Source organism: Paenisporosarcina sp. (assembly GCF_057785155.1).
Window position 1 is genome coordinate 100644 of sequence record NZ_JBYNRN010000039.1, and the last position, 13301, is coordinate 113944.

Genomic DNA, 13301 nt, shown 5'->3' on the forward strand with positions numbered 1-13301 from the left:
AACAGTTCTCATGCTAAAGTTTTTGTAGGAGGTGAGAAAATGTATGCTGAAGTAATGATTACGTTAAACGCACTAATTAATTACTGCCTACTCTCATTTACGAACAAAATGGGCACTTTTCAACAAACTAAGGTTCGCTTATGGATTAGTGCGTTTGTAGGTGGCTTTTTAATTGTCTTATTCGGTGGAAGTCTTCTATCAATTATTGGGACCTTTATTTGCATGATCTTGATGGCTTTTGGATTTAATCGCTCTAATTGGCTATTAGCTGCTTCAAATTGTATCATAGCAGCTTTGTTTGCAGGTGGGTTATTAACGGTTATACAACCATGGTTGAAATTAGTCAATTCGTATATTGTATTTGCCATCCTGATTGTTGCTTTACTTGGAAGTCTATCAGGTGTCTATAAAAATTGGTTTAGGATTAATCTTAAAGGCGTTAAAGAAATGTATCGTAGCAAAGTGAAATTAATGATTTTTGGAAATGAAATTGTCTTAGAAAGTTATACAGATACCGGAAATCAATGTATGGAGACTCTTTCAGGTAAACCTGTGCATTTTGTATCATCTAAAAAACTCGCGTCAGTAATTCCACCAAAACTATGGACGTTTTTAAATGACTTTGATGGAAGTAATCCTTCTCAAATCTCAGAAGTTCCAAAAGAGTTTCAGCAGGATGTTAGGTTAATTCGTTTAGCCACTGTTCAAAGTGAAAATACCTGGGCAGTTGGAATTAAAATGGATAACATACGAATGATTCATGAAACAGAATGTGCTTTGCCACCTTGTTATCTTGTCCTTACTAAAAACAGCCATCATTTTCCTCGTCAAACGGAAGCAATATTACATGCGTCAACATTATTTGTTCAACAGTCGAGAGGAGTAATGCTATGTTCATGAAATTGTGGAATCGAATCGTTCAACTTTGGCTTTCTTGGCGAGCAAAAGGGACCTTTTATATTGGAGGTAGCGAATCTCTTCCGGTGCCGATGAATCGCGAAGAAGAAGCTCAAACTATTGAGGACTTTATGAATGGCAGTTTAACCGCACGCGACAAATTAATTGAACGAAATTTAAGATTGGTTGTATATATTGCAAGACGATTTGAAAATACAGGTACGAATATCGAAGATTTAATCAGTATAGGCTCGATTGGTCTGATCAAAGCAATTGAAACATTCAACGTGGAAAAAAAGATTAAACTTGCTACTTATGCTTCAAGATGTATTGAAAATGAAATTCTCATGCATTTAAGAAAAACGAGCAAACTAAAATCAGAGGTTTCTTTTGATGAGCCATTAAATTCAGATGCAGATGGAAATGAACTATTGCTTTCTGATATTTTAGGAACTGAAGAAGATATTATTTCAGAAGATGTTGAGAAAAAAATTGAAAGACAGTTCATGTTTTCTGCCATTGATCTGTTAGATAAACGGGAAAAATACATTATGGAATGTCGTTTTGGTTTAAATGGCAAGGAAGAAATGACTCAAAAAGAAGTTGCCGATTTACTAGGTATATCGCAATCATATATTTCCCGATTAGAGAAAAAGATTATTCACGATTTAAGAGAAGAGTTAAATCAGCCGACAGCATAATGGTTGAAATTGGAGAAAGGTCTGCACGCATATAATCGACCAAGCCGGACAAACTGTTATTAATCTCAGTGTTAAACAGTTCGGAGGAAAAGTGATGGTGCGGACAAAAGTAGAAATTTGCGGTGTAGATACGTCAACGCTTCCGGTACTTTCAAACGAAGTTATGACACAAACGTTTATAAGATTTCAAGGCGGGGACATGGCTGCAAGAGAAGAATTAGTAATGGGTAACTTACGATTAGTACTTAGTTTAGTTCAGCGCTTTGCATATCGTGGTGAACAAGCGGATGATTTATTTCAAGTTGGATGCATCGGACTGATTAAGTCCATAGAAAATTTTGATTTGAAGCATAATGTGAGATTTTCAACTTACGCAGTGCCAATGATTATTGGTGAGATTCGACGACATTTACGCGATCACCACCCAGTTCGTGTGTCTCGTTCTTTGCGAGATATTGCTTATAAATCAATGAAAGCAAAGGAACAGTTTGTTGTAGAAAACTTACATGAGCCAACCATGCAACAGTTGTCAGAGATGACTGATATCCCACATGAAGATATTTTATTTGCACTTGATGCAATACAAGAACCAATCTCACTTCAAGAACCCATTTACCATGATGGCGGTGACCCGGTTTACATGTTGGATCAATTGAAGGATGAGCATGTTTCAGAAGAGCAATGGTCAACGTATGTTTTCATGAAAGAAAGCATTAGCAAGCTGGATTTACGTCAACAAAAAATCTTAAGTAAACGATATTATTACGGAGAAACACAAACTGAAATCGCGAAAGAATTAGGCATTTCCCAAGCCCAAATTTCACGATTGGAAAAACATGCAATTAGCATAATCCAGGAACAATATCATCAAGAATCCTAAATAACAAAAAAGCTTTCGTTCCTTAATCGGAATGAAAGCTTTTAAGCTGTAGAAATATAATAAATGTTGATTTCAATTGCAGCGGACGCTTTCCGGGGGGCAAGGCTTTAGCCGCTTCCCTCGCGATGCTCAGTCCAGGGTCTAAAGCTCGTGCTATTCCCCCAGGAGTCGCCGCCTCCATTTCAATCAACTGAATCGCTGTATATACAAAATAAATAATTCATGCTTTTCCACATTTCATATACACATTTGATTAAATTACTCTCAACTACAAAGTGAATCAGTGATCTAAATAATAATTAGTACATCTCAAATTAGCATTTCTAATTATTTCTTTCAACCTTACTCTGCAAACTTTTTAAGTAGGCAAGTGGTCGGCTATTTCTGAAGACTCCTGCGGAAGAACGAAACACGCTAGACCCCACAGGCTCCAACTGTCAGAGACAGGGGGAGTCGAGGAGGCTAGCGTTTCGTCCGCGGAAAGCTAAAGAAATAGCCGACCACTTTCATTTTTTGTCAAATACAAGAGTTATGAAATCGAATTTTAAAAATGTTATGTAACTTGTTATATGTTATTAGTCTGAAAGCTTTTGTTCCATATTCGGAATGAAAGCTTTTTTAGAAAAAAAGCTTTTGGTTATCCTTAGAAGAAAAGATATCATTTTAAACCATTTTGGGAACAAAATGTGTTTTTCTAATTTACGAATCATAAGCTATATAAGGAGGGATAAACGATGAAATTCACTGAAATACAAGAAAAGGAATTTATTGATGCTGGTAATGGGAAAATGCTTGGGTTTGTAAGTGATGCCAAAATCTCAAAGGAAAATGGAATGATTGAAGCTTTTTTAGTCGCTCAACCTAAAAAGATGCTGGATCTCTTTTCAAGTGACTCTTCCACCATAACAATTGCTATAAATGATATCCATGTTGTTGGAAAAGACGTTGTACTAGTCAAACGAGGTAACTAGGAACAGCGATAAAACGTTGAATAATCAATGTTTGATTGGTACAATAAAGAAATAATGTACACGTCGAAACAAGTTGGGATTTAATATATATGGAAATTACGCAAAATTACCAAGAAATTCAACAACGTATTCAGCAAGCATGCAAACGCTCGAATCGAAAAGATTCAGAGATACACATTGTCGCTGTAACAAAATCTGTATCACTTGAGCGAACAAAAGAAGCTTTTCATGCGGGTTTAATCAATCTTGGAGAAAATCGACCTGAAGGTTTACTTTTAAAGACTGAACATATTCAGTCTGATGCTAAATGGCATTACATCGGGTCTTTACAAACTAGAAAAGTGAAGCAAGTTATTGATACGATTGATTTTCTTCATTCGTTGGACAGGTTAAGTTTGGCAGAAGAAATTCAAAAACGTGCCAATAAACCAATCGATTGCTTCGTACAAGTCAATGTTTCAGGAGAAGAAGCAAAACACGGCATTGAACTAGACTTACTTGAAGATTTCATTTTATCTTTACAACCTTTCGATAAAATAAAGGTAATTGGATTAATGACCATGGCTCCAAATACAGAAGATGAACAAGTATTAAGGTCGGTATTCTCTAAATTGAAATCTGCGCAGCAAAAGATTGCTGAAGCTCAGTATGATTTTGCACCATGTACAGAATTATCAATGGGAATGTCCAATGACTTTGAACTTGCTATTGAAGAAGGCGCAACGTTTGTACGAATTGGAACCGCACTAGTTGGGGATGAAAGAGGGGACAAATCATGAGCATGAAGAATAAAATTAAAAACTTTTTTTATCTAGATGAATATGAAGATGATGCACCTGTAGAGCGTGAACGACGTTCAGAACCTCAAGCTTCACCAGTTGCTCAGCAACAACAACCTTCAATGAAGAAATCAATGAAAGAAAGACGTGTCGCTCCCATGGACTCATCAATTCCAAATGTAGTTAGTTTGCAAAATCTCCAAAAATCTTCAAAAGTTATTTTAGTAGAACCTAGAGTGTATGCAGAAGCACAAGACATTTCTGAGCACTTAAAAAACAAACGTGCTGTGGTTGTTAATTTACAAAGAATTGACAAAGATCAAGGAATCAGAATTGTGGATTTCCTAAGTGGTACCGTGTATGCTTTAGGCGGAGATATTCAACGTATCGGAACGGATATCTTTTTATGTGCACCAGATACAGTGGAAGTAGCAGGAGCGATTTCCGATTATTATTACGATGACTTACAATAGCAGAGGTGTATTTAGTTAATATGGACTTAATTCTTGATGTAATTTCTCAGGTTATCTTTTTATATTCAGTATTTCTCATTATCTATATCTTTATGTCTTGGGTACCAAGTACAAGAGAAACAGCAATTGGTCGTTTTTTAGAGCGAATTTGCGAGCCTTATCTTGAGCCTTTTCGCAAAATCATTCCACCATTTGGTATGATTGATATTTCTCCTATTGTTGCGATTTTGGTTTTAAATTTAGCACGTAATGGTATAGCTATAATAAGTAATAATTTTTAACTAGTTGCCTCACTGACGTGGGGCTTTTTTATACGAATAAAACATACAAACTACAATCAGTAAATGCATTTGAAAATTACTGTGGTTTTTTATAACCTCCTAGACGAGTTGAATTTAGAAAAACGTGCAATAATAATAGATATAAGTAGAAATAATTAAACTGGTATCTACTAATTAGGCAATCTGTCTTTTGCAACAAATCTTTTATTTAAAACATCTCATGTTTTAATCCTGGAAAGGGAGAACGGAAATGGAACAAATATTTCAGCATTTTAGAAAAGAAGAGCAGTCATTTATTGAGCAGGTAGGTGGATGGATCCGTGAAACGGAAGACCGCTACGCACCAAAGCTGACGGACTTTTTAGATCCTCGAGAACAATTTATTGTCCAAGCTATTGCCGGGCAAAATGAGGAAATTGTGACACATTCATATAGCAAATTTGAGGATGCTGAACGTAAGCGTATGTTGATTTCGCCCTCTTATTTTGTTCCTACTGATCAAGACTTCTCAGTAACAATGTTTGAAATAAGTTATCCATCTAAGTTTGTAACGTTAGAACATCCGGATGTGTTGGGTACATTGATGTCTCTTGGATTAGACCGTTCAAAATTTGGTGATATCCGAGTGGATGGCGAGCGAATTGAGTTTGCCGTGGTTTCTGAAGTTGCTGATTTTGTACGTTTAAATATTACTTCCATCGGAAAATCCAAGGTACAAGTTCAAGAGCTTCCAGAAGAACATCTTTTCTTACTCAATACGGAAACGTGGGTAGAAGAATCACATACTGTGAGTTCAATGAGATTAGATACGATTATTGCATCATTATTTAATATATCAAGACAAAAAGCATCTACTTTCATTCATGGTGGAAAAGTGAAAGTAAATTGGGTTGTTCGAGATCAACCAGCTTTTGAATTACATGAATCTGATTTAATTTCGATTCGAGGTTTTGGTCGTATTCGGTTAGGAATGATTGAAGGAAGAACGAAGAAAGACAAGATTCGACTTCAAGTTGGTCGAATGGAGCCGAAATCATAAGAAATATTAAAGAAAATTCGAATTATTGATGTAAACCTTTCTAATGAAAGGTATAATAGTTTGAAACAACGCTAGTTTTAAAGGGGAGATCGAGAAGATGCCATTATCACCATTGGATATACATAACAAGGAATTCGGAAAAGGATTCCGTGGGTACAATGAAGATGAAGTGAATGAATTTTTAGATCAAATTATTAAAGATTTTGAACTTCTATTAAAAGAGAAAAAAGAATTAGAAGAAAAGTTAAAGTCATCTAGTGAACGTGTTGGTCATTTCACTACGATTGAATCTACATTACAAAAATCAATTGTGATTGCACAAGAGGCTGCTGAAGAAGTTCGTCGCAATTCTCAAAAAGAAGCGAAGCTAATTGTTAAAGAAGCTGAAAAAAATGCAGATCGAATTGTGAATGAAGCATTGACGAAAGCTAGACGTATCGCTTTAGAGATAGAAGAACTTAAGAAACAATCAAAAGTATTCCGCAATCGCTTCAAAATGTTAGTTGAAGCTCAGTTAGATTTAATCAATACAGATGATTGGGATCATTTAATGCAATATGAAGTGGACACATCTGAACTAGAGCGAATCGAAACAACTGAAGATTAGAGTTTGCTTGACGATTGTAGTTACTTTCCATATAATAGCTACATATTGATATTAAATACGTTGAAAGAGACAGTATTTTGTGCGCTCAGAAAAGCGATTCGAGGACGGTGGAAGCTCGAACAAGTAGCAATCAAATGAAAATCACTCCTGAGTAAAACCACTGAACGATTGATTGTAAGTGGTTTCGGCTTCACACCGTTAATGTGATCTAAGATGGCAACTTCATTGTTGCAATTAGGGTGGTACCGCGAGTTAAACTTCTCGTCCCTTCATGGGATGAGGAGTTTTTTTATTTTGAGGAGGTTATATTGATGGAATACAAAGACACGTTATTAATGCCGAAAACCGATTTTCCAATGCGTGGAGGATTGCCAACACGCGAACCAGTCATGCAGCAAACTTGGAATGACATGAATCTATATGAAAAAGTGCTTAATCGTACAAAAGGACGTCCGACGTTTATTTTGCATGATGGACCTCCGTACGCGAATGGTGATTTACACATGGGTCATGCGTTAAATAAAGTCTTGAAGGATATGATTGTTCGTCATAAATCGATGACTGGCTACCATGCACCGTATGTTCCAGGTTGGGATACTCATGGTTTACCAATCGAGCAAGCTCTTGCTAATAAGGGAGTAAATCGTAAAGAAATGACAGTAGCTGAATTCCGTAAGCTGTGTGAGAAATACGCTTATGAGCAAATTGATACTCAGCGTGAACAATTTAAGCGTCTTGGTGTGCAAGGTGATTGGGAAAATCCTTATATCACGTTAAAACCTGCTTATGAATCACGTCAAATCGAAGTGTTTGGTGAGATGGCTCGTAAAGGCTATATCTATAAAGGGTTGAAGCCTGTTTATTGGTCACCATCAAGTGAATCAGCTTTAGCTGAAGCAGAAATCGAATATCAAGATAAAAAATCTCCATCCATTTATGTGAGCTTTGATGTGACTGAAGGTAAAGGGGTTGTCGCAGAAGGTACGAAAATTATCATTTGGACAACAACTCCTTGGACGATTCCAGCAAACTTAGGGATTTCCGTAAACCCTGAATTTGATTATGTAATTGTAGATGTCGAAGGTACACATTATTTAATTGCAAAAGACTTATTAGAGTCTGTTGCTACAGCACTAGAGTGGGCGTCTTATGAAGTAATTCAAACGGTTAAAGGTGAACAAATGGACCGTATGGTTGCTAAACATCCACTTTATGATCGTGATTCTTTAGTGATGTTGGGTGATCACGTTACGAATGAAGGCGGAACGGGCTGTGTTCATACTGCACCTGGTCACGGAGAAGAAGATTTCCAAGTAGGAAGAGCATATGGACTTGACGTACTTTCTCCAATTGATGATCGTGGTGTATTGACTGCGGAAGCACCAGGCTTTGAAGGGTTATTTTATGATAAAGCGAATAAAGTCATTACTGAGGCACTAGATGCTGCAGGTGCACTAGAAAAATTAACGTTCTTCACACATTCGGCACCACATGACTGGCGTACAAAGAAACCTGTTATTTTCCGTGCAACTGCACAATGGTTTGCTTCAATCGAAGCATTCCGTGGAGAACTACTTCAAGCGATTAAAGATACGTCATTCACACCAGCTTGGGGCGAAACTCGTCTATTCAACATGGTACGTGATCGTGGGGATTGGTGTATTTCTCGCCAACGTGTTTGGGGCGTTCCAATTCCAGTATTTTACGCGGAAGATGGCGAGCCAATTTTAACAGAAGAAACGATTGCTCATGTGTCTAAAATCTTCCGTGAACATGGCTCGACAGTTTGGTTTGAGCGTGAAGCTAAAGAATTATTACCTGAAGGATTTACTCACCCAGGCAGTCCAAATGGTCGTTTCGTTAAAGAAACTGACATCATGGACGTTTGGTTCGATTCAGGATCATCTCATCAAGCAGTTCTTGATGAAAGAGATGATTTAGTTTATCCTGCTGATTTGTATTTGGAAGGATCTGACCAGTATCGTGGATGGTTTAATTCATCATTAACAACGAGTGTTGCGATCAACGGTCATGCACCTTATAAAGGTTTGTTAAGTCATGGATTCACTTTAGATGGTGAAGGCCGTAAAATGAGTAAATCCATTGGGAATGTAATTGATCCTGCTAAAGTTATGAATCAATTAGGTGCAGACATTCTTCGATTATGGGTCGCTTCTGTCGATTACACAGCTGATGTTCGAGTTTCAGATTCAAACTTTAAACAAGTAGCGGAAGTTTATCGCAAAATCAGAAACACCTTCCGATTCCTACACGGGAATGTATCTGACTTTAATCCACAAACAGACCGTGTAGCTTATGAAGACTTACGTGAAGTAGATCAATACATGTTCATGAAGCTTCAAGATTTGATTGATACCGTTCGTAAATCATATGACAAATATGATTTTGCAAGTGTTTATCATGCAGTAAATAATTTTGTCTCATCAGACTTGAGCTCATTCTATTTAGATATTGCAAAAGATGTGGTTTATATCGAAGGTACAGATCAATTACATCGTCGTGCGATGCAAACGGTTATGTACGATACATTACTTGCTTTATTGAAATTAACGACGCCAATTTTGCCACATACAACAGACGAATTATGGGTATTCTTGACTCAGGAAACAGAAGAAAGTGTTCAGTTAACTGACTTCCCAGAAGCTATTACTCATGCATCATTCGCAGAATTACGTACGAAGTATCAACAATTGATGCTTGTGCGGGACGATGTATTAAAGGCATTAGAGGAAGCACGAAATGCGAAAGTTATTGGTAAATCTTTAGAAGCTAAAGTCATTGTGTATGTGAAGAAAGAATTACTAGAAGCTTTTGATACAGATAAGGTAGATTTCGCACAATTCTTTATTGTGTCTGAATTTACTCTTGCTGGTTTAACTGAAGAAGCTCCAGCAGATGCATTAAAATTAGATGTCGCTTCAGTTGTGGTTACTAAAGCACAAGGTGAAAAGTGTGAACGTTGCTGGACGATTTCATCTAAAGTAGGCGAAAATGATAAGCATCCAACATTGTGTCCACGTTGTGCGGATGTTGTAGAAAAATATTACGTGTAAGAATCGGAGCTGTCCAAACGGGCAGCTCTTTCTGTCTGTTCGTGTTTTGTGGTAAACTAGCTAAGATACTTATCTAACGGAGGAACATTCGTGTACATTTATTATTTAGTTGCAGTTATCATAGTGGCATTAGATCAGTGGACCAAATGGTTAGTTGTGAACAACATGGAGCTAGGAGAACGAATTCCTTTATTGGATCCTACGCTTGGCTTATTATCACATCGTAATCGTGGAGCCGCTTGGGGCATGCTTGAAGGGCAAATATGGTTGTTTTCAATCGTAACCGTTATTGTGATTGCGGGAATCCTTTATTACTTCCACAAAGAAGCAAAGGGAAAGCCATTATTTCAATTTAGTTTAATGATTTTACTTGGTGGAGCTATCGGAAACTTTATCGATCGATTATATCTAGGAGAAGTTGTTGATTTTATAGATGTGTTAATTCCTATCATTAACTATGATTTCCCGATTTTTAACATTGCAGATGCTGCTTTAACAATAGGTGTAGTAATGGTGATGATTGTATTATTTTTAGAAGAAAAAAGAGAAAAGAAAACAGGTGAGTAAATGGAAGATTTTACGTATACGATAACAGAAGAACAAAAAGGTGAACGTATTGACAAAGCAATTTCACTACTTGAATCAGATTGGTCGAGAAGTCAAATTCAAAATTGGTTAAAAGATGGAGCTGTTTTAGTTAATGGTGAACAAATTAAACCCAATTACAAAGTGAAAAAAGACGATGTAATTATCGTTTCACCCCCAGAAGCAGAACCTTTAGACATTCAGTCAGAGGATCTTGATTTAGAAATCATTTATGAAGATGCGGATGTTTTAGTTGTTAATAAACCAAGAGGAATGGTTGTACATCCAGCCCCTGGTCATACATCTGGAACTTTAGTAAATGGTTTAATGCATCATTGTACAGACCTATCTGGCATTAATGGTGTCATGCGTCCAGGTATTGTCCACCGTATCGATAAAGATACTTCAGGATTATTGATGGTTGCTAAAAATGACAAAGCTCATGAATCATTAGTTAATCAATTAGTAAAAAAGACAGTAACGAGAAAATATACTGCACTTGTTCATGGACATATTCCGCATGACAAAGGAACAATTGATGCACCTTTAGGTCGCGACAAAAAAGATCGTCAAAGTATGGCAGTTGTAGACAGTGGAAAACATGCAATTACACATTTCCGTGTGATTGAACGTTTTGGTAAATTCACTCTTGTTGAATGTCGTCTTGAAACTGGTCGCACACATCAAATCCGTGTTCATATGAAATATATTGGTTTCCCTTTAGCTGGAGATCCAAAGTATGGACCAAAGAAAACGATCGAATTTGGTGGACAAGCACTTCATGCTGGCGTACTTGGATTCATGCATCCACGCACTGAGGAATACATGGAATTTGAGGCACCGCTTCCAAAAGAATTTGAAGAGTTACTTGAAGAAATGAAAACTCAAGTTGACACGAAGGAAGACTAAATCTATAATTGGTCTAACGAATTAAATAGATTTCCTTTAAAAACAGTCCAGAGAGGCTGAGAAGGTACCGTGAAACGTAAAAAGACACATGCTGTGTGTTTTCCTGCGATATTTTTCTGCATTCACACCCTCTCATCCTAAATGGACGAGAGGGTTTTTTATTTTCTCAAATAAAATGAAACATTGGCGCATGGAAGAAAAGGAGGAGCAATCTTGGTGGAAAAAGCAAATATCTTAGATGAACAAGCCATAAACCGAGCATTAACTCGTATTGCTCATGAAATCATTGAGCGCAATAAAGGAATCGAACAATGTATCCTAGTTGGAATTAAAACTCGAGGCGCATACTTAGCAAATCGATTAGCTGCAAAAATCGAAAAAATCGAAGGTAAAAGTATTAAATCTGGCGAGTTAGACATTACTCTTTATCGTGATGATCTTTCAATGAAAACAGCCAATAAAGAACCACTCGTTCAACAAGTGGATATTCAACACGCGGTTAAGGATCAAAAAGTCATCCTTGTGGATGATGTGCTGTATACAGGTAGAACGGTTCGAGCAGCAATGGATGCAGTGATGGATTTAGGAAGACCTGCACAAATTCAATTAGCAGTCTTAATCGATCGAGGACATCGAGAATTACCGATTCGTGCGGATTATGTAGGAAAAAATATTCCTACTGCTAGTATCGAACGCATAGTGGTTCGCTTAAATGAAACAGATCATGAAGACAGTGTAACGATTCACGAATAGAAGAAAGTAGGGGAAATGATGTCAAACACTCAAGCCATATTAGATATTCACGATAAACCTTCAACAGGAAAACTAGCGACTTTAAGTATCCAACACATGTTTGCAATGTTCGGTGCAACGATATTAGTTCCTCAGATAGTTGGATTAAGCCCTGCAATTGCTCTACTTACAAGTGGTATTGCTACATTAATTTTCTTGTTTGTAACTAAATTTCAAGTACCAGCATATTTAGGGTCATCATTCGCTTTTATTGCACCTATTCTTTTTTTAACTGGACAAGCTGGAATTGGTAGCGCAATGATCGGAAGTTTGTTCGTAGCGCTTGTGTACTTCATCGTGTCACTGGTGATATGGAAAACGGGTTATAAATGGATTATGAATTTATTGCCACCGATTGTTGTGGCACCTGTTATTATCGTTATTGGTTTGGCTTTATCTCCTGTTGCAGTTGATATGGCAATGAATATTACCGTAAATAATGTAAAAGAGTATAGTATGCTTCACTTCTCAGCAGCACTAGTCACATTATTGGCTGCCGTCATTGCAACATTATTCTTTAAAGGCATGATTAGTTTAATGCCAGTCTTAATCGGAATTATCGTGGGATATGTGTACTCACTTATCATCGGAATTGTCGATTATACAGCAGTGACACAAGCAAAATTAATTGCTGCACCAGACTTCTTACTTCCGGGGGTCGATTATGATTTTATCATTACGCCGACATTAATCATCATCATGGTTCCGATTGCGATCGTGACGATTTCAGAACATATTGGTCACCAGTTAGTTTTAGGGAAAATCGTAAACCGAAATTACATAAAAGAACCGGGACTCCACCGTTCAATACTAGGTGATGGGTTAGGTACATTCATCAGTGGTCTAATAGGTGGACCACCGAAAACGACTTATGGTGAAAATATTGGTGTACTTGCAATAACTAGAGTTTATAGTGTATATGTGATTGCTGGAGCTGCTGTACTTGCCATTGTGTTCTCTTTCTTCGGAAAGGTCATGGCATTAATTAGCACAATTCCAACAGCAGTCTTAGGTGGCATTTCAATTCTATTATTTGGGATTATCGCTTCATCTGGTTTACGTATGTTAGTTGATAGCAAGATTGATTTTGGAGATAAACGAAATTTAGTCATCTCATCCATTATTTTAGTTATTGGAATCGGTGGAGCAAAACTCCATTTCTCGGAGACCTTTGTAATCGAAGGAATGGCTTTGGCTGCAATCGTCGGCGTCATCTTAAACTTAGTGCTACCAGGAAGACCGCACGTTTCTGATGATTTGTTTGAAGAAAATACAACTGAATAAAACCTTTTAATACCTAGTCCAGAGAGGCA

Annotated in this window: 14 protein-coding genes and 1 other annotated feature; all 14 genes read left to right on the forward strand. The window is 37.1% G+C overall.

Translation table 11 applies throughout. From position 1 onward, the window contains the following. Positions 1 to 39: 39 nt before the first annotated feature. The 14 genes from AC3EA5_RS14700 (at position 40) to AC3EA5_RS14765 (ending at position 13272) form a co-directional block, all read left to right on the forward strand. Positions 40 to 900 carry a sigma-E processing peptidase SpoIIGA gene (locus AC3EA5_RS14700; RefSeq protein WP_488609023.1) on the forward strand — a complete coding sequence of 287 codons (861 nt, stop codon included), beginning with the start codon at positions 40 to 42 and terminating at the stop codon, positions 898 to 900. Next, positions 891 to 1598: an RNA polymerase sporulation sigma factor SigE gene (gene sigE, locus AC3EA5_RS14705; protein ID WP_488609024.1), complete on the forward strand. Its 708-nt coding sequence runs from the start codon at positions 891 to 893 to the stop codon at positions 1596 to 1598. Before AC3EA5_RS14700 ends, sigE begins: the two co-directional genes overlap by 10 nt. A gap of 94 nt (positions 1599 to 1692) precedes the next feature. After that, the gene (gene sigG, locus AC3EA5_RS14710; protein ID WP_488609025.1) at positions 1693 to 2478 is read left to right on the forward strand and encodes an RNA polymerase sporulation sigma factor SigG; all 786 of its coding nucleotides are present in this window, start codon (positions 1693 to 1695) and stop codon (positions 2476 to 2478) included. A 734-nt stretch (positions 2479 to 3212) separates the two neighbouring features. Further along, positions 3213 to 3449 (forward strand): PRC-barrel domain-containing protein, encoded by a 237-nt coding sequence (locus AC3EA5_RS14715; RefSeq protein WP_488609026.1) that lies wholly within the window; start codon positions 3213 to 3215, stop codon positions 3447 to 3449. 89 nt (positions 3450 to 3538) lie between these two features. Then, a complete protein-coding gene (locus tag AC3EA5_RS14720; protein WP_488609027.1) occupies positions 3539 to 4228 on the forward strand; it encodes a YggS family pyridoxal phosphate-dependent enzyme in 690 nt (229 codons plus the stop codon). After that, the gene (locus tag AC3EA5_RS14725) at positions 4225 to 4701 is read left to right on the forward strand and encodes a cell division protein SepF (RefSeq protein ID WP_394187303.1); all 477 of its coding nucleotides are present in this window, start codon (positions 4225 to 4227) and stop codon (positions 4699 to 4701) included. Before AC3EA5_RS14720 ends, AC3EA5_RS14725 begins: the two co-directional genes overlap by 4 nt. Positions 4702 to 4721: 20 nt before the next feature. Next, complete coding sequence (locus AC3EA5_RS14730) at positions 4722 to 4982, forward strand: YggT family protein (protein WP_488609028.1); 261 nt, start codon at positions 4722 to 4724, stop codon at positions 4980 to 4982. Positions 4983 to 5232: 250 nt separating this feature from the next. Further along, positions 5233 to 6021: a YlmH family RNA-binding protein gene (locus AC3EA5_RS14735; RefSeq protein ID WP_394187305.1), complete on the forward strand. Its 789-nt coding sequence runs from the start codon at positions 5233 to 5235 to the stop codon at positions 6019 to 6021. A gap of 97 nt (positions 6022 to 6118) precedes the next feature. Next, positions 6119 to 6628, forward strand: coding sequence for a DivIVA domain-containing protein (locus tag AC3EA5_RS14740; protein ID WP_394187306.1), 510 nt, complete (start codon positions 6119 to 6121; stop codon positions 6626 to 6628). A 51-nt stretch (positions 6629 to 6679) separates the two neighbouring features. Further along, positions 6680 to 6900 (forward strand) — a binding site (T-box leader). Positions 6901 to 6939: 39 nt separating this feature from the next. Further along, positions 6940 to 9702, forward strand: coding sequence for an isoleucine--tRNA ligase (ileS, locus tag AC3EA5_RS14745; protein ID WP_488609029.1), 2763 nt, complete (start codon positions 6940 to 6942; stop codon positions 9700 to 9702). Between the two features lie 90 nt (positions 9703 to 9792). After that, a complete protein-coding gene (gene lspA / locus AC3EA5_RS14750) occupies positions 9793 to 10269 on the forward strand; it encodes a signal peptidase II (protein WP_488609030.1) in 477 nt (158 codons plus the stop codon). Beyond that, positions 10270 to 11196 carry an RluA family pseudouridine synthase gene (locus tag AC3EA5_RS14755; RefSeq protein ID WP_488609031.1) on the forward strand — a complete coding sequence of 309 codons (927 nt, stop codon included), beginning with the start codon at positions 10270 to 10272 and terminating at the stop codon, positions 11194 to 11196. A 216-nt stretch (positions 11197 to 11412) separates the two neighbouring features. Beyond that, positions 11413 to 11949, forward strand: coding sequence for a bifunctional pyr operon transcriptional regulator/uracil phosphoribosyltransferase PyrR (pyrR, locus tag AC3EA5_RS14760; protein ID WP_488609074.1), 537 nt, complete (start codon positions 11413 to 11415; stop codon positions 11947 to 11949). 18 nt (positions 11950 to 11967) lie between these two features. Next, entirely contained in the window at positions 11968 to 13272 is a 1305-nt protein-coding gene (locus AC3EA5_RS14765) for a solute carrier family 23 protein (protein WP_488609032.1), read from the forward strand. Positions 13273 to 13301 lie beyond the last annotated feature (29 nt).